We start from the raw sequence: 17191 nt of genomic DNA, 5'->3' as shown, positions 1-17191 counted from the left end.
GAAGGGGTTGGCGGCACGCTAGGTAGCGCGACTGCTTTGCGACGCTAATTTGCCCCGCCCCACCCGCGTTAATTGGACATTTAACTAAAGATGAACTAAGGTTAACAGTAGGTAAACAAAAGGGGTTAAAAGAATTAACTCCACCCGTTCTGGAAAGGGACGAACAGTGAGGAATATCAACGACGAGATCACCCGGATTGAGCGCAGCCACGATAACCTGTGGAGCATCCGGGAGGATCTTCATGAAAAATTCGATGGACTGGTCAAGCCGCACCTTGTCGATGGTGTACTCGATGCCGTTGCAGCCGGATACGAGGGGCGCATCAACCGCTTCCACAAGATCTTCATCGAGAAGAAGGCCATGTTCCAGCTTGAGGAGATGGCAGGGGTCCACCCGGACTTCACCGTCCCCGGTGCCTGGGCGGCCCGTGGACTGACCGCGGCTTAACAGCTGGCCTTAGCTACTGGCTGAGCACTGCGCTGTAGAGGTGCCGTAGAGGCGCCGACCAACCACCCGTCCACCTGCTTTCACAGAGCAGGCGGACGGGTGGTTGTTGTTTTCCGGGTTCGACGAATGGGCAGCACACGCCCTATGAAGTGAATAGGCTGGTGCCCGTAACTGTCATCGTTAACTGTCATCGTCCCGAAGGGATCCGCTGTGCACGCATCGTCCAGGAACCTGTCCATGCCCCGGCTCAATTCACGGTCCACCGGTTTCATCCTCTTCGCAGCCCTGCTCGCCTCGGTGTTGGTGCTGAGTGGTTGTTCCTCCGCCGAGGAGGAGACGGATCCGGCCACGGAGACAGCCTCCGTCACCGGCGCAGGTGATCCGGAGGTGAGGGAGGAGTACGCGGCACTCAACGGAAGCACCACCCCGGATGGTCAGGAGTACCTGGACGTTTCTTTAACCGATGATCACGTCTTCTCCACCATCACCGAGGACGAGGCGGTGGTGATGCTGCAGCAGGGCACCGGCGTGTTGTACTTCGGTTTCCCGGAGTGCCCGTGGTGCCGTGCGGCCATGCCGGTGATGGATGAGGCAGGTAAGAACACCGACATCGGCCAGATCCACTACCTGAATGTCTCCGAGATCCGTGATGTCCGGACCCTGGATGCGGACGGCAACATTGTGGAGGAGGAACCTGGCACCGAGGGCTACTCCGAGATCCTCGCCGAGCTGGGGGATGCCGCCCCTGAGTATGAGGGCCTGGATGATCCCGAACAGCGCCGGATCTACGTCCCGCTGGTGGTCGCGGTCAAGAACGGTGAGGTGGTCGGTAGCCACATCTCCACCGTTGACTCCCAGACCGATCCCTTCGAGCCGATGACCGATGCCCAGCGCGATGAGCTCCTGGGGATCTACGAGGACCTCTTCGCGGAGGTCGCCCAGGATACCCAGGTGCGTTAGATAGACGCCCCAGGGACGCACAACACCCGCCCACCCGGAGTGAATCTTCTACCGGCTGGACGGGTGTTGTGCGTCCGTGTCCCAAGAACACGAAATGAAAGCTTCCCCACAAGGACTCGAACCTTGAACGACGGTACCAAAAACCGCTGTGTTGCCAATTACACCATGGGGAAATGCTGCGAAATATACAGAAATGCGGGGGTATGCACGTGAATACGGAACATAGACCGCACCGCTAGATATTACACAATTGCATCGTGGTTCCAATTATCGGGGTGGACTGGGCTGGGATAGTCTGGAGATCATGGTTCGACAGCGGATGACCGGGCAGGAACGCCGGGAACAGTTAATCTCCATCGGGCGTGCGTTATTCGCGGAACGCGGATTCGACGGCGCCAGCGTGGAGGAGATTGCTGTCCGCGCGAAGGTGTCCAAGCCGGTGATCTATGAGCACTTCGGGGGCAAGGAGGGGCTCTACGCGGTGGTCGTGGAGCGTGAGATGGTGAAGCTGGAGACGGCGATCACCCAGTCCCTGGCGCAGGGGCGGTCCCGGCACCGCATTGAACAGGCGGTACTCGCTCTGCTGACCTATGTGGAGGATGAGACCGATGGGTTTCTCATCCTGGTCCGTGACATGAACCCGGGTGTGCGGGATGAGGAGTCCGGTCGGGAGCGCACCTACGGGACCCTGCTCAATGACGCCACCACGCAGGTGTCGCATATCCTTGGTCGGGCGTTCACCCGGTCCGGGTTGGATCCGCAGTACGCGATCCTCTACGGGCAGGCGTTGGTGGGGATGGTGTCCATGACTGCCCAGTGGTGGTTGGATCAGCGTCATCCCAGCAAGGAGGAGGTGGCGGCGCATATCGTCAACCTCTGTTGGAATGGCCTGGCCGGCATGGAGATCAACCCCACGCTCTCTGAGGAGAGCAGCCCCGTCGGGGCGATTCTGGGCAAAGAGAAAAATGATGGCACGAACACCGTGAATACTGTGAACACCGTGAAGGAGATCCGAGAGTGACACCGATGCTCGCCGGCCTGTTGAAGGTCGCGGCCACAGATCCCAAGCTGAAGGGCATGATCTCGAATGTGGGCGCACGCAATCTGCATCTCACGGGTGTGGATCAGGCACGTCCCTGGGTGATCGGCACGCTGGCGCATCATGCACCCGTGCTGGTGGTCACGGCCACCGGCCGTGAGGCGGAGGATCTCACCGCGGAGCTGCGCGCGATGATGGGCGACAAGGTCGCCTGGTTCCCGTCCTGGGAGACGCTCCCGCATGAGCGTCTGTCCCCCGGCGTGGACATTGTGGGTCGGCGCGCGCAGGTGCTCAACAAGCTTGACGACGCACAGATCATCGTCACCGCTGCCCGCGCGTTCTGCCAACCTGTTCTCAAGGAGGCAGAGGGACGCAGGCCCCTCATCCTGAAGGAGGGGGCAGAAGCAGACTTCTCCGCCCTGAGCGAGGAACTGGTCTTCCGTGCCTACAAGAATGTGGACATGGTGGCCAAGCGTGGGGAGTTCGCCACCCGCGGTGGCATCCTCGATGTCTTCCCGACCACCCTCGACTATCCCGTCCGCATCGAGTTCTGGGGCGACGAGGTCTCCGACATCCGCCAGTTCTCCGTCGCCGATCAGCGCACCATCCCGGAGATGACCCTGGATGAGATCGAGATCTACCCGGCGCGTGAACTGCTCATCACCGATGCGGTGGCCGCCCGCGCCGGGGAGCTGATGGTCAAACACCCCGGCAACCCGACGCTGGTGGAGATGTTGTCCCGTATCTCCGACCGCACGGATGTCGACGGCATGGAGGCCCTGATCCCGGCTCTGGTGGACACCCCGATGGTGCCGCTGCTGGAGCTGATGCCGGAGAACACCCACATCATGGTCATCGCCCCGGAAAAGGTCCGCACCCGCATCGCGGATCTTGAGGCCACGGATGCGGAGTTCATGGCCGCCGGTTGGGAGGCCGCAGCCATGGGGGCGGATGGCCCGGTCTCCGTCAAGGGACTGGATCTGGAGGCATCTTCCTACCGCAGCTATGAATCGCTGGAGGTATCGGCGTCGACAAGCAAGCTGCCCTGGTGGACCTTCGCCCCGACCGGGATGTTCGAGGCGTCGGACGCGGAGACGCTGCCCCTGGATTTCGAGCCCGGCCCCACCCCGCGTGGTGATCTGGAGGCCATCAATGAGATGATGGCGCTGCTGCTGGCGCACACCAGGGCCGGTGGACGCGCGGCGTTCATCGCCCCGACCGAGGGTGCGATCAAACGCATGGTGGAGCGCTTCGCCGAGCAGGGTATCCCCACCCATGTGGCCACACCAGGCTGGGAGCCCAGCCCCGGACAGGTGACGCTGTACCACGCGCTCAGCCACGCCGGTCTGGTGTTCCCGAAGGTACGCAAACACCGCGACGCCGATGCGCTGCCGCTGGTGGTCATCACCGAAACCGACCTCACCGGCAACCGCGTCGGGGATATCGCCGGTGCCAAGAGGCGTCCCGCACGTCGACGCAACAAGGTCGATCCGCTGGCGCTGACCCCGGGCGATCTGGTGGTCCATGAAACCCACGGCATCGGCCGGTTCATCAAGATGACCGAACGCACCATCTCCTCCGGCGATGAGACCTCGCGCCGGGAGTACATCGTCCTGGAATACGCCCCGTCCAAGCGCGGGCAGCCCGGTGACCAGCTGTATGTGCCGATGGATTCCCTCGACATGCTCAGCAGGTACGTCGGCGGCGAGAAGCCGACGCTGTCCAAGATGGGTGGCTCCGACTGGAAGAACACCAAGAAGAAGGCCCGCGCCGCGGTCCGGGAGATCGCCGGGGAACTGGTGGAGCTCTACGCCAAGCGACAGGCCGCGCCGGGTCATGCCTTCGGCCCCGACAGCCCCTGGCAGAAGGAGATGGAGGACAACTTCCCCTACGTGGAGACCGAGGACCAGATGCTGGCCATCGACGCGGTCAAGGAGGACATGGAAAAACCCGTGCCCATGGACCGCGTGATCGTCGGCGATGTCGGTTACGGCAAGACCGAGGTGGCGGTGCGTGCGGCCTTCAAGGCCGTGCAGGACGGCAAGCAGGTCGCGGTGCTGGTACCCACGACCCTGCTCGCGCAGCAGCATGAATCCACCTTCAAGGAACGCATGGCAGGTTTCCCCGTGACCATCCACGGACTGTCCCGGTTCACCTCCACGGCGGAATCGAAGGAGACCCTGGCTGGCCTCGCCTCAGGTGAGGTGGACATCGTGGTGGGCACCCACCGCCTCCTGCAGACCGGTGTGCACTGGAAGAACCTGGGCCTGGTCATTGTGGATGAGGAGCAGCGGTTCGGTGTGGAACACAAGGAACACATCAAGGCGCTGCGCAGTCACGTGGATGTGCTGACCATGTCCGCCACCCCGATCCCACGAACCCTGGAGATGTCCATGGCGGGTATCCGAGAGATGACCACCATGCTCACCCCGCCGGAGGACCGTCACCCGATCCTCACCTACGTCGGCCCCTATGAGGACAAGCAGGTGGCGGCGTCGATCCGTCGTGAGCTGCTGCGTGACGGCCAGGTGTTCTTCATCCACAACAAGGTCGCGGACATCGAGAAGAAGGCCCGCGAGCTGCGTGACCTGGTTCCCGAGGCGCGCGTGGTGGTGGCCCACGGGCAGATGAGTGAGGAACTGCTCGAGCAGACCGTCCAGGGATTCTGGGACCGTGAATATGACGTGCTGGTCTGTACCACCATCGTCGAGACCGGCCTGGACATCGCCAACGCCAACACCCTGATCGTGGAGAACGCCCACCACATGGGTCTGTCCCAGCTGCACCAGCTGCGCGGTCGCGTGGGTCGTTCCCGTGAACGCGGGTATGCCTACTTCCTGTACCCCAAGGGTGCCACGCTGACTGAAACCAGCTACGACCGTCTGGCCACCATCGCCCAGAACAATGACCTGGGTGCCGGCATGGCTGTGGCCATGAAGGACCTGGAGATGCGCGGTGCCGGCAACGTCTTGGGCGCGGAGCAGTCCGGCCACATCGCAGGCGTGGGCTTTGATCTCTACGTCCGTCTCGTCGGCGAGGCGGTGGAGGCCTACCGCGCCCTGGCGGACGGCAAGCCTGTCGACGGCACCGTCAAGGGACCCACTGAGGTCCGTGTTGATCTGCCCGTGGATGCCCACATCCCGGAAAGCTACATCAACTCCGAGCGCCTGCGTCTGGAGATCTACCGCAAACTGGCCACCTCTGAATCAGAGTCGGACCTGCAGCTGGCGGTGGAGGAGATGGAGGACCGCTATGGTCCGATCCCGGAGGAGGTCTCCCGCCTGCTGGCCGTGGCCCGCCTGCGTCACCAGCTGCGTGCCGCCGGGCTGACCGATGTGGCCGTGCAGGGCACCCGCATCAAGATCCACCCGGTGGACCTGAAGGACTCCCAGCAGGTGCGCCTCAAACGCCTGTTCCCGAGTGCCACCTACCGGGCCGCGGCGAAGGCGATCCAGGTGTCCTTCCCCAAGGCCGGCCGCAACGTCACCGACCCCCTGTTGCGTGATGTGGATCTGCTGCAGTGGGTGGCAGACTTCATCACCAAGATGTTCGACGTGGATGAAGTCGATGTCCGTGGCCCACGCGCCGGACAGGGCAAGAAGAAGTCCGGTGTGATCTCAGTGGGGCAGTAGATGCTGTCCCATATGGCAAAAGCCCTTTCTGAAGTACCCCCCTAATGTCGGGATGCGTCAGGGAGGGCTTTGCTCCTGGGCTGGTTGTACATTGGTGGAACTTTAAGGGCTTCACATGTGCATAACCTCAGGATGGGTTTCACCAAGTTCCACAAATGTACGCCGGAGGGTGCTGTGAAAGCCGCTGGGAGAAGCCCATCCCTTGTTAATGTGGAGAAACTGCTTGATCACTAGTGTGAGGGAACTGCAATATGACATTGGAGATGGGCCTGTGGCGTACCGAGGGCAATAAACTGGTGAGGATTGCGCCCACGTCGGTGGGGTTGGAATCCCAGCTGGAGGATTTCATTGAGTCTGACCCCGATATCCTGGGCAAGAAATTGCTCATCATTGGCCGGCAGGTTCAGACGGCACATGGTGGATTCATTGATTTGCTCGCCCTGGATGAGTCGGCAGCGGTTCATGTCATCGAGCTCAAGCGTGACAAGACGCCCCGTGACGTCACCGCGCAGACCTTGGATTATGGTTCCTGGGTGGCAACCCAGAGCCGTGACCAGATCAAGGCGATGTTTGAGGCCTACCGTCCGGGTCTGGCTCTGGAGGAGGCCTTCGACACCACATTCAATGACACCCTGCCGGAGGAGGTCAACGCTGAGCAGGTGTTCACGATCGTGGCCTCCCACATTGATCCGGCAACGGAGCGAATCGTCCGTTTCTTGAATGAGAACTTCACCGTCCCCATCAATGTTGTATTCTTCCGGCATTTCACCGACCAGGGCTCCAACTACCTGGCCAGGACCTGGCTTGTCGATCATGAAGGGGTGACGCCTGCAGTCGGGACGGGTGGCAAGAAGAAGACCAGGGAAACCTGGAATGGTACAGATTGGTATGTATCCTTCGGTGATGACCCCACCGGCAGGAACTGGTCTGATGCCCGGAAATATGGCTTCATCTCCGCTGGTGGTGGGGAGTGGTACTCACGGACAGTGAAGAACCTGAAACCGGAAGCACGCATCTTTGTCAACATCCCCAAAGCCGGATACGTAGGGGTTGGGATAGTGATTGGACCTGCCGAAATCTTTGATCGTGCGCGGGTCAACATCGACGGGGTGGAACAGTCATTGAAGGGGCAGACACTCCAGGGGAGCTATCACTATGGGCCCGGTGATGAGTTGGCTGAGTGGGTTGTTCCGGTGAAGTGGGTTCATACGGTCCCGCGGGAAGCAGCCTTCTGGAAGAGGGGGATGTTCGCCAACCAGAACTCAGTGACCAAACTCCGCCAGCAGTTCACCATTGAACAGGTGAGCAAGGCGTTTAATCTTGATTCGTGACTGGATCAGAGTGCAACCACTTCAGTAACTCCATGTGTGCCAATTCAGACCCACCGGGATATTCCACATCTAGGATTTTTTTGAGAGCTCCGTGGCCGCCGAAAAACTGTTCTTCGGAGTCATCAAAAACCTGTCGTGCATAGGTGAATTTTTGATCAGAACTCCATTCCAGACGTGCCTGATCCAGTGGTAGGTTGGCGTCAAGCTGGCCAGAATAAGACCAGGTAGCGGCGGGATCTGCATAAATGAAGGAATGAGTGCGGTTGTGGAATGATTCCAACACCACGCGCCCGAATTCCAAACTGGTGTGAGTGACCTCGCCGTTGACGATGTGGCCACCCAATCAGTGCACCAGCTGGTTTTTGTAGTCTTCAACCCTGTCTGCGTGCCGTGGGTCCAGTGACACCCGGTAGAAGAGTTCATCAGCAACAGACCTGCGTAGTGCAGGATCAAGGGTATCTCGGAATTGCTTCAAGGGCAGGTCCATGCTGCCGATACCAGATCCCTGTCCTGGAATATTGTCCCCGTCCAGTCTCTTGACCTCCGTGGATCTCGTGGAGGATTCGAAGAGGACAGGACCGATCTCCAGTGTGATGACCTCTGTTTCTTTCATGCGCCCAAGCTTAGAGCGTCAGCCCGCCACCGATCAGGCCAAAGAGTCCGAAGCCGGCAGCGATCACCAGCAGGACCAGCACGCCGTATTCGAAGGTGTTGAAGATCTTTTCATTGCGGTGCATGCGGGTTAACACATAGGGGATCAGACCGGGGAGCAGGGCGATGGCACCGAAGAGCAGGTACTTGGGGTCAGCTGCGTAGAAGAGCCAGATGGAATACACGGTGGCCACGATGCCGACGAGGGCGTGGCGCCTATTTTCCGCCACAGGGATGGTGGGGCCGGAGTCGTCGAAAAGCTTGCCGGCATGGGGGTGGCTGATGCCGCGGCCGCGGGTGGCCAGCGCAACCAGGTAGAGCGCTGCAAAGAAATAGGGCACCAGGTAGAGCACGGTGGCCAGTTGCACCATGGACACATAGGTGGTCTCGTTGAGGAAGAAGATCACGATGAAGATCTGGATCACGATGGTGGAGATCAACTGCGCCATCCAGGCAGCGCCACGAGAGTTGATGGCACCAACCTTGGAGGGGATCAGGCCGTCTGCAGCCATCAGCGCCAGCGGTTCGGCACACAGCATCTGCCAGGACACATAGGCACCCAGCACCGACAGGCACAGGCCAGCGGAGATCAACGCCGCACCCCAGTCACCGACCACAGCTTCCAGGACAGAAGCCATGGAGTTATCCGGCAGCACCGCCAGTTCCTGCTGGGTGAGCACACCGTAGCTCAGGGATGAGATGGTCACCAGCAGCACCAATACGGAGAAGAATCCGATGATGGTGGCGCGACTGATGTCCTTGCGGGAACGTGCCTGGCGGGAGTAGACCGAGGCACCCTCAACACCGATGAACACCCACACCGTGAACACCATGATCGCCTTGAGCTGATCAAACACCGAGCCCACGGTGCTATCAGCGCCGGTGCCCCAGAAATCAATGGTGAACTTATCCCAGCTGAAACCGAGGAAAGCCACCAGGATGATGAAGGCCAGCAGCGGCAGAATCTTCACCACGGTGGTCACCGTTGTCAGGAAGGCGGCCTGTTTGACACCACTGGCCACCACCGCGAAGATCAGCCAGGTCAGGACACTCACCGCGAGTGCTGAGATCACCGGATTGTCCGCTGAGAACAGCGGAACATAATGGCCCAGGGTGCTGAAGAACAAGGTGGCGTAACCCACCTGGGCGATGACAGAACCCAACCAATAGCCCCAGGCGGAGCAGAAGCCCACGAAGTCGCCCAGGCCCACGCGTGCATAGGAATACACACCGGAATCCAGGTGTGGTTTCCGCCGGGCCAGTACGTGGAAGACGAAGGCCACGGACATCATGCCAAAGCCAGCGATGACCCAACCGATCAGCATGGTGCCGGGTGCTGCGACCGATCCGATGTTTTGGGGAAGTGAGAAAATTCCTGCACCGACCATCGATCCGACGATCAGGGCGATGAGGGTGCGCATGGGAACGGTGTGGCTTGTGGCCTCCGGCGCGGTGGTGTCATTGAGCATTAGATAAAACTAAACCACCCTGACAGGTTTATCGAACTTTGCGTATCCTGGCGGGGGAACTGACTAAGTACGAAACACAGGGATGTGAAAGCACATGGGTATTTTTGACAATGCCAAGAACAAGGCAACCGAGTTCCTCAACACCGATAAGGGCGAGCAGCAGTCAGATGCACTCCTGGACCGTGCTGCTGATGCTGCCAAGGCCCGTCTGGGTGAGGGGAAGTCGGATCATATCGACCGTGTTCGCGACACCCTGGATGAGCGTGTTGGTAACAATAATGATGGCAACCAGCCAAACCCTGAGCAGAATGAACCGGGCCAGGAACCACACGCTGAGCCAGGCAGGGAGCCAGGCAACGCCTAAACTATTGGCCTATGGCCGATAACATCACCGTCCTCATCGACTCCCACGATCCCGTCCTGCCCGCTGAACTCCTCGACGCCACACTGCGTCGGGGGGACAGCGTGGAGGTGGACGACTCCGTGGGAGTCGATTTTGCATCCTGGGGCATCACCATTGACGCCGGGGCACGGTGGTTCATCACCGCAGACCCTTCCACTGCACGCCCAGGCATGCTTATCGACGCCCGCCGCACCCACGTGGCTGAAGCCATCGAGGTCATGCAGCGTGCCCTGGCACAGGGGGAGTGGGAACAGTCCCAAACCCACCACTCCCTCATCCCGTACCTCCGCGAGGAATCTGAGGAATTCATCGAAGCCGTGGAAACAGATGCCCCGGAGGAAGAACTGCTCAAGGAACTGGGTGATGTTCTCCTGCAGGTGTTGTTCCATGCGGAGATCGCCGCGCGCCGGGGAGCATGGGACTTCACTGATGTTGCCGCCAGCTTTGTGGCCAAGATGCGTTCCCGTTCGCCCTATCTTTTTGATGGCACCGAAGGTGTCATTGACACCGAGGAGCAGGAGCGGCTCTGGGCTGAGGGGAAGGCTCGGGAGCAGGAATCATCAGGAAGATAGCAGTTGGCTCAGTAGCTGGAAACCTCTGATGGCGGGGAGGGGCTCCTGTGGATCCTTCCACACGATGCCACAGGCTACAGCCCGGTCTGCGAGACGTCCGGCGTAGTTGTGGCCACTGATTCCTTCCAGCAGGTAGCTGATATCACCGAGGTTGGAGGTGGTGTTCAGTGCTTCTGCGAGATCAGAACGTGTCATATTGGGGCGGGGCAGGCCATTTTCTGCCAGTCCTCCATGGAGGCTGGAACAATGGATATTATCCACCCTTGAGGTAGGCCCTTCGGGATAGGCGGTGGCCGGAGTGAACGTCGCGGTGAGTGTGAGGGTGGCACCCAGGGTGAGTGTCAGAGCAAGGCGTGAGTGGCGCTTCTTCATCAGCGGGTCCTCAGAGGATCAGTGGGGGATAACAGAAAAATGCCACACCGCGCCCATCCATGCGGATGAGACAGATGCGGCAGATGAATGCCCGTTGCCGGGATATTCCTATGAGGACAGGTTGCTGGAGATGGTCTGCAGCTGAGCGAAGATGTCCTGCTGTGGGTCAGCCTTGACGATATCACAGGTCAGTGCGCGGTTGGCGAGGCGGTCAGAGTAGACGTTGCCCAGAAGGCTGAGAGAGACATCAACCTCGCCAAGATTTGCGGTGTTCTTCAGGCTTGCTGCCAGTTCAGCGCGGGTGGTTTCTGAGGTGACCAGTCCGCTACGGGTGAGGCCTTCACGCAGAAGGTTGCAATCGAGGTTATCGATGATTTCATTAGCGCCTCCGAGCAGGTCTCCCAGTCCCTGGGCAGAAGCTGCCGGGGTGAGGCCTGCGGTCAGGGCGATGGTTGCTGCAGCGATGGTGAGGGTACGACGAATCTTCATGAGTTTCCTTTAAAAATAACGAGGGGAGGGGCAAAGCTGTGAAACGCATAAACGCCACACGCGACACATCATATGTGATGGATGTGACTCATGTGGCGTTTGTGGCAGGCGGGGTTGGTTTCCTGCTGAGGTCTGTCTTAGGAAGACAGGCCTGCGAAGGTGGAGCTGATGTTGGTGAAAATGGTGTCCGGCTTGACCAGGCCGCAGTCCTCAGCCGTGTCGGCGGTCTTGGAGGCGGTCTTGGCGTTGTAGCCCTTCTCTTCAAGGGCGTCAGAGAGCTCGGTGTTGCGCATGTTCTCTTCAGGCAGGCCCTGGGCCTTCAGGAAGAGCTCGAGCGCTCCACACTCGAAAGCGCTTGGATCCTCTTCTGCGGCGATTGCAGGTGCAGAGAAAGCGGACATTGCCAGGAATGCAGATGCACTGATGGCAGCGATGCGAGTTGAGATCTTCATGATGAAATACTCCTTTTCGATGCGGATTCTTATCTGTTCTTAAGCAAGTGTACCTGTGGCGCGGCCCACATAAAACTGTTTTTTCATCAATTAACACAGCAAGAAACTCTGCTGATAATGCATAAATGCCGCTTGACTTCCAACAATGAGGCTCTGTGGGCTGCGAACGGTACTATCGCTACTCATGAGTTCTGGGGCAAAAAAGGCGGCTGGATGTGGTTGTGGGGCGGTTCTGGCTGTCATCATGGTCATCTCGTTTGTGGGATGGGCGTTGAGTTTCATGGATGGGGCCGCCCCGATCCGCCAGTTGCAGCCGATCCCGGACAATGTCCCTCCGGCGGCGGGGGAGCCGGTGCCCTCCATCGACATCCACGCTGACGGACGCACCTCCCAACATCTGACGTACTGGGCTGATCCCATCGCCGCGGATACCGGGGTGTCCTCCCAGGCCATCGCGGCCTATGGCAATGCCGCCCTGATCGCCGCGGAGGCATGGCCGGAGTGCGGTATCGCCTGGACGACCCTGGCGGGCATCGGATATGTGGAAACCCGTCACGGCACCTACAACGGGAAGATGTTCGGCGGCAGTTCGCTCGATGAGAACGGTGTGGCCAACCCGCCGATCATCGGCATTGCGCTTGATGGTTCCCCGGGGGTTGCCCGCATCCAGGACACCGATGACGGCAAATACGACGGGGATACCGAGTATGACCGGGCGGTGGGTCCCATGCAGTTCATCCCGGAATCCTGGAAACGCTACGGCCGGGATGCCAGCGGGGATGGGTACGCCGATCCGCACCAGATCGATGATGCGGCGCTGAGCGCCGCGCACCTGCTGTGTAAGACGGGTGGCAACCTCACGGCTGCGGAAGGGTGGACCACGGCGCTGTACGCCTATAACAGGTCGACCGAGTATCTCATCAATGTCCGTGATGCGGCGGCCTCCTACGCACTGCGCCAACCGGTGATCTGAACCCGCGTCCCAGGCGACTTTCAGCCCTTCCCGTAACCCCGATTGTGACGCCCCACGCACCCAAAAACCCCATTTCAGCCATGACACTGCGATGAATCTGATCCCTTTGCGTCACGAAAAGGAAATTCGTGTAACAATTGGACCCAGACGTGACTGATGGTCCATTCCGGTGCATGCCGCCGCCCTGGTTCCTTTTGTCGCGTGAACATATCTGGTTAGTTCCCAAGTTGGCATAGGAGGCCACAGTGGCTGAAATCATGCACGTATTTGCTCGCGAGATCATGGATTCCCGCGGAAATCCCACCGTTGAGGCGGAGGTTTTCCTGGATGACGGTTCCCACGGCGTTGCCGGCGTTCCCTCCGGAGCGTCCACCGGTGTCCACGAGGCTCATGAGCTGCGTGACGGCGGCGATCGTTACCTGGGTAAGGGTGTTCTCAAGGCTGTTGAGAACGTCAACGAGGAGATCGGCGACGAGCTGGCTGGCCTGGAGGCCGACGATCAGCGCCTCATCGATGAGGCCATGATCAAGCTGGACGGCACCGAGAACAAGTCCCGCCTGGGCGCCAACGCCATCCTCGGAGTCTCCATGGCTGTGGCCAAGGCCGCTGCTGACTCCGCTGGCCTGCCACTGTTCCGCTACATCGGTGGACCAAACGCCCATGTTCTCCCAGTTCCGATGATGAACATCATCAACGGTGGCGCACACGCCGACTCCGGTGTGGATGTCCAGGAGTTCATGATCGCCCCGATCGGCTTCGACTCCTTCTCCGAGGCCCTGCGCGCAGGCGCCGAGGTCTACCACGCACTGAAGTCCGTCATCAAGGACCAGGGCCTGTCCACCGGCCTGGGCGATGAGGGCGGTTTCGCTCCGTCCGTCGACTCCACCAAGGCTGCCCTCGACCTCATCGTCGAGGCCATCAAGAAGGCCGGTTTCGAGCCGGGCAAGGACATCGCCCTGGCACTGGACGTTGCGTCCTCCGAGTTCTTCAAGGACGGCAAGTACCACTTCGAGGGTGGCGAGCACACCGCCGAGGAGATGGCGAACGTCTACGCCGAGCTGGTCGACGAGTACCCGATCGTCTCCATCGAGGATCCGCTGCAGGAGGACGACTGGGATGGTTACGTCGCACTGACCGCTCAGATCGGTGACAAGGTTCAGATCGTCGGCGATGACTTCTTCGTCACCAACCCGACCCGTCTGAAGGAGGGCATCGCCAAGAAGGCCGCCAACTCCATCCTGGTCAAGGTCAACCAGATCGGTACCCTCACCGAGACCTTCGACGCCGTCGACATGGCGCACCGCGCGGGTTACACCTCCATGATGTCCCACCGTTCCGGTGAGACCGAGGACACCACCATCGCCGACCTGGCTGTCGCCCTGAACTGCGGCCAGATCAAGACCGGTGCACCGGCACGTTCCGACCGTGTGGCTAAGTACAACCAGCTCCTGCGCATCGAGCAGCTGTTGGGCGACGCCGGCGTCTACGCCGGACGTTCCGCGTTCCCGCGTTTCCAGGGCTAGACGCTTGTCGACGAAACCCTAACCCAGCATCCCGTCACCTCCTGAAAGGTGGCGGGATGTTGTCGTATCCGGGCATGTTCGGGCGTCGCAAAGCAGCTGGCGTGACGGGTGGGACTATGATCGTTGATTATGGCGAAGCAGAAGAAACCCCACAGGGGCATTGTTCCGGTCTCCAGCAGAGATCGTGCACCTGAGACTGTTTCTGCTGCTCGCGCGCCTTTCCGGCTCGGTGCGGTGGGGGTGGTGGCCCTGGCTGTGGTGGTGTTGCTCATCCTCATCGCGGTGGCGATCCCGCTGCGCAACTACTTCCAGCAGCGCGCGGAGATCGCCCGCACCGAGGAATCCATTCTGGCCAAGCAGCAGCAGATCGAGGACCTGACCGGAGAGTTGGAGCGGTACCGCTCGGAGGCCTATATCCGTGAGCAGGCGCGTCTGCGGCTCGGTGTCATCGAGGAGGGGGAGACCGCCTTCCGCATCCTGGACCCTGCTCTAGAGAACGATGCGACCGTCACCTCCGACGGCACGGAGCAGGAACCCCGCGGCACCTGGTATGAGACCCTCTGGGAGTCGGTCACGGAACCTGAGCTGCTGGAACCCGATGAGTTGCCGCCGCCACCGGCGGATCCGGTCATCCCGGACAACGGGACCGGTGAACCCGCTGTACCTGAGGGGGAGACGGTGCAATAGGGAGGACTTCGCACACTCATGACAGAATAGAGCGCATGAGTGTATCTGAAGCAGACCTTCTCGCGGTCGAAGAACAACTGGGGAGGGCTCCCCGCGGAGTTCTGGAGATCTCCTACCGGTGCCCGGACGGAGCCCCCGGTGTTGTGATGACAGCACCCAGGTTGGAGGACGGTACCCCGTTCCCGACCTTGTACTACCTCACCGATCCACGCCTGACCACCGAGGCCTCCCGCCTCGAGGTGGCACATGTGATGAAGTGGATGACGGATCGCCTCGACACCGATGAGGACCTCCGTGCCGACTACCAGCGGGCACATGACCACTTCCTGGCCAAGCGCAACGCGATCGAGGATCTGGGCACCGATTTCTCCGGTGGTGGCATGCCCGATCGCGTCAAGTGTCTGCATGTCCTGATCGCCTACGCCTTGGCGGAGGGGCCGGACCACTTCCGTCTGGGCACTGAGGCCGTGGCACTTGCCGCGGATCACGGTGAGCTGCGTGGCACCGCCATCCCACAGGACTGGCCGACCACCGCGGACCTCGGCATTGAGCTGACCGATTTCGATTTCTCCCGGGCGGGGGGACTGTGATGACCCGTTTCGCCGCGGTGGACTGTGGTACCAACTCCATCCGTCTGCTCATCACCGAGGTGACCGCAGATGGTTTCCGGGAGATCACCCGGGAGAACAGGATTGTGCGCCTGGGCCAGGGCGTGGATGCCACCGGGGAACTTGATCCGGAGGCCATCGAACGCACCCGCGTCGCGCTGACCGAGTACGTCGAGCTCATGGAGGCCGAAGGCGTGCAGGTGGTACGCATGGTGGCCACCGCCGCCACCCGTGATGCCGCCAACCGCGATGCGTTCTTCTCCATGACCCGCGTCCTGCTCTCCCGGATCCGCCCCGGATACCAGGCGGAGGTCATCACCGGGGAGGAGGAGGCACAGCTGTCCTTCCGTGGTGCGGTGGCCGATCTGGATCCCGCACAGGGACCGTTCTGCGTCATCGACCTGGGCGGTGGCTCCACCGAATTCATCGTGGGCACCCACGACGGTGAGATCCTCGGCTCCCACTCCGCACAGATGGGGTGTGTCCGTCTGACCGAACGCATCATGCGCAGTGATCCCCCCACCGCCACCGAGGTCGAGATCGCCCGCGATTATGTCGCCGAACGGATCGCGGATGTCAGCGCCATCGTGCCGATCTCCAAGGCGAACACCTTCGTGGGTGTGGCCGGTACCTTCACCACCATCTCGGCGTGGGTGCAGGGACTGGAATCCTACGACCGGGCGGCCATCCATCTCTCGGAGCTGAATTTCGACGCCCTGCGGGTGGTCACCGACGAGATCATCCGGGAGTCGTCCGCACAGCGGGCCAGTAACCCGGTGGTGGATCCGGGTCGCGCCGACGTCATCGCCGGTGGATCCGTGGTGGTCCAGGGGGCCATCGACCTGGCTGCCCGTGAAGCCGGGGTCAACTCCATTGTCATCTCGGAGAAAGACATCCTCGACGGCCTCATCCTGGGGCTCGTGGAGGAATACGGCGCCGTGTCACCCTAACCGGGCCCTTCTCACCTGACCGGCCGGTGCCATGTTCTATGATGTTCTGGTGTCGGCTGGTACGGCGCCCCCATAGCCCAATCGGCAGAGGCGGTTGACTTAAAATCAATTCAGTGTGGGTTCGAGTCCCACTGGGGGCACAGTGACCAGTGTAAAGACTGGTGAAGTGGAGACTAGATGGAGGTAACTCTCCAAAAAGTCTCCACTTATTATTTTCCTTCACTCAATCTGCACGTTCGGGGCACCTCCATGCGCGCGTGAGCGTGGAACGTCCCACCACTTTTCCCAAGCGGGTACAGGTGCTGTCTCTGATCATTTCCCGGTTTTTTGCCCTCTCTGTCTCTAGCACTACCCGGGGTCGCGCGTGTGAAACCTTCGCAACAGTCCTTTCCCAGTGATGAAAACAGCCCAACCCAACCGGAGAGAGAGGGCCTCACGGCAACATGATGGGGGGGGGTGAGGAACCCAACCCCGTCAGGAAAACTGCTGGGCGGTCTCAAAGCATGACAAAACCCGCGGCCAAATGATGACCGCGGGCTCTGAGGATGTGGTAACAGCTTCTACCTTACCCAACCCTTCGGGGCTGGTTCGCCTGCACTATTGATAGTTGGGTCCATGCCATACCCAATTTC

The 17191-nt window shown here is 60.6% G+C and carries 18 protein-coding genes and 2 tRNA genes; 13 read left to right on the top strand and 7 right to left on the bottom strand.

Going from position 1 to position 17191, the window contains the following annotated elements:
• The first annotated feature begins 166 nt into the window (after positions 1-166).
• Both H9627_RS10185 and H9627_RS10180 read left to right on the top strand, forming a co-directional pair.
• Entirely contained in the window at positions 167-448 is a 282-nt protein-coding gene (locus tag H9627_RS10185; RefSeq protein ID WP_191733934.1) for a hypothetical protein, read from the top strand.
• Positions 449-685: 237 nt separating this feature from the next.
• A complete protein-coding gene (locus tag H9627_RS10180; protein WP_191733933.1) occupies positions 686-1408 on the top strand; it encodes a hypothetical protein in 723 nt (240 codons plus the stop codon).
• A gap of 101 nt (positions 1409-1509) precedes the next feature.
• On the opposite strand, the gene H9627_RS10175 is transcribed toward H9627_RS10180, so the two are convergent.
• Positions 1510-1581 (bottom strand) — tRNA-Gln (locus tag H9627_RS10175).
• 131 nt (positions 1582-1712) lie between these two features.
• Here H9627_RS10175 and H9627_RS10170 point away from each other — a divergent pair.
• The 3 genes from H9627_RS10170 (at position 1713) to H9627_RS10160 (ending at position 7410) form a co-directional block, all read left to right on the top strand.
• A complete protein-coding gene (locus H9627_RS10170; protein WP_191733932.1) occupies positions 1713-2429 on the top strand; it encodes a TetR/AcrR family transcriptional regulator in 717 nt (238 codons plus the stop codon).
• A gap of 5 nt (positions 2430-2434) precedes the next feature.
• Positions 2435-6079, top strand: a complete 3645-nt coding sequence (gene mfd / locus H9627_RS10165) for a transcription-repair coupling factor (RefSeq protein ID WP_191734039.1) — start codon at positions 2435-2437, stop codon at positions 6077-6079.
• A 251-nt stretch (positions 6080-6330) separates the two neighbouring features.
• The gene (locus H9627_RS10160) at positions 6331-7410 is read left to right on the top strand and encodes an endonuclease NucS domain-containing protein (protein WP_191733931.1); all 1080 of its coding nucleotides are present in this window, start codon (positions 6331-6333) and stop codon (positions 7408-7410) included.
• On the opposite strand, the gene H9627_RS10155 is transcribed toward H9627_RS10160, so the two are convergent.
• From H9627_RS10155 to H9627_RS10145, 3 genes are read right to left on the bottom strand one after another with little or no spacing between them, the layout of a single operon-like run.
• Entirely contained in the window at positions 7394-7753 is a 360-nt protein-coding gene (locus H9627_RS10155; protein ID WP_191733930.1) for a hypothetical protein, read from the bottom strand. The two genes, H9627_RS10160 and H9627_RS10155, sit on opposite strands and share 17 nt — an antisense overlap.
• A complete protein-coding gene (locus tag H9627_RS10150; RefSeq protein WP_191733929.1) occupies positions 7754-8023 on the bottom strand; it encodes a hypothetical protein in 270 nt (89 codons plus the stop codon). It lies immediately after the preceding gene.
• 10 nt (positions 8024-8033) lie between these two features.
• Entirely contained in the window at positions 8034-9530 is a 1497-nt protein-coding gene (locus H9627_RS10145) for an amino acid permease (RefSeq protein ID WP_191733928.1), read from the bottom strand.
• 94 nt (positions 9531-9624) lie between these two features.
• On the opposite strand from H9627_RS10145, the gene H9627_RS10140 reads away from it, so the two are divergent.
• Together H9627_RS10140 and H9627_RS10135 are read left to right on the top strand one after the other, a co-directional pair.
• Positions 9625-9894, top strand: a complete 270-nt coding sequence (locus H9627_RS10140) for an Rv0909 family putative TA system antitoxin (protein ID WP_191733927.1) — start codon at positions 9625-9627, stop codon at positions 9892-9894.
• Positions 9895-9905: 11 nt separating this feature from the next.
• Complete coding sequence (locus H9627_RS10135) at positions 9906-10505, top strand: MazG nucleotide pyrophosphohydrolase domain-containing protein (RefSeq protein ID WP_191733926.1); 600 nt, start codon at positions 9906-9908, stop codon at positions 10503-10505.
• Here H9627_RS10135 and H9627_RS10130 read toward each other — a convergent pair.
• The 3 genes from H9627_RS10130 to H9627_RS10120 form a co-directional block, all read right to left on the bottom strand.
• Positions 10494-10877: a hypothetical protein gene (locus H9627_RS10130; protein WP_191733925.1), complete on the bottom strand. Its 384-nt coding sequence runs from the start codon at positions 10875-10877 to the stop codon at positions 10494-10496. The genes H9627_RS10135 and H9627_RS10130 overlap by 12 nt on opposite strands.
• Before the next feature lie 108 nt (positions 10878-10985).
• Positions 10986-11366 (bottom strand): hypothetical protein, encoded by a 381-nt coding sequence (locus H9627_RS10125; protein ID WP_191733924.1) that lies wholly within the window; start codon positions 11364-11366, stop codon positions 10986-10988.
• 137 nt (positions 11367-11503) lie between these two features.
• Positions 11504-11818, bottom strand: coding sequence for a hypothetical protein (locus H9627_RS10120; protein WP_191733923.1), 315 nt, complete (start codon positions 11816-11818; stop codon positions 11504-11506).
• Positions 11819-12002: 184 nt separating this feature from the next.
• Here H9627_RS10120 and H9627_RS10115 point away from each other — a divergent pair, with 184 nt between their 5' ends.
• From H9627_RS10115 to H9627_RS10090, 6 genes are all read left to right on the top strand, one after another.
• Complete coding sequence (locus H9627_RS10115) at positions 12003-12791, top strand: lytic transglycosylase domain-containing protein (RefSeq protein ID WP_191733922.1); 789 nt, start codon at positions 12003-12005, stop codon at positions 12789-12791.
• A 245-nt stretch (positions 12792-13036) separates the two neighbouring features.
• On the top strand, positions 13037-14314 hold the full coding sequence (gene eno, locus H9627_RS10110; protein ID WP_191733921.1) for a phosphopyruvate hydratase: 1278 nt from the start codon (positions 13037-13039) through the stop codon (positions 14312-14314).
• Positions 14315-14443: 129 nt separating this feature from the next.
• Complete coding sequence (locus H9627_RS10105; protein ID WP_191733920.1) at positions 14444-15001, top strand: septum formation initiator family protein; 558 nt, start codon at positions 14444-14446, stop codon at positions 14999-15001.
• Between the two features lie 35 nt (positions 15002-15036).
• Positions 15037-15591 carry a DUF501 domain-containing protein gene (locus H9627_RS10100; RefSeq protein WP_191733919.1) on the top strand — a complete coding sequence of 185 codons (555 nt, stop codon included), beginning with the start codon at positions 15037-15039 and terminating at the stop codon, positions 15589-15591.
• Positions 15591-16559 carry a Ppx/GppA phosphatase family protein gene (locus H9627_RS10095; RefSeq protein ID WP_191733918.1) on the top strand — a complete coding sequence of 323 codons (969 nt, stop codon included), beginning with the start codon at positions 15591-15593 and terminating at the stop codon, positions 16557-16559. Before H9627_RS10100 ends, H9627_RS10095 begins: the two co-directional genes overlap by 1 nt.
• Before the next feature lie 66 nt (positions 16560-16625).
• Positions 16626-16699, top strand: a tRNA-Leu gene (locus H9627_RS10090).
• Positions 16700-17191 lie beyond the last annotated feature (492 nt).

The organism is Corynebacterium gallinarum, from assembly GCF_014837045.1.
Taxonomy (GTDB): domain Bacteria; phylum Actinomycetota; class Actinomycetes; order Mycobacteriales; family Mycobacteriaceae; genus Corynebacterium; species Corynebacterium gallinarum.
Note: the sequence above shows the minus strand (reverse complement) of the source record. Positions and strands in the feature narration are given on the sequence as shown.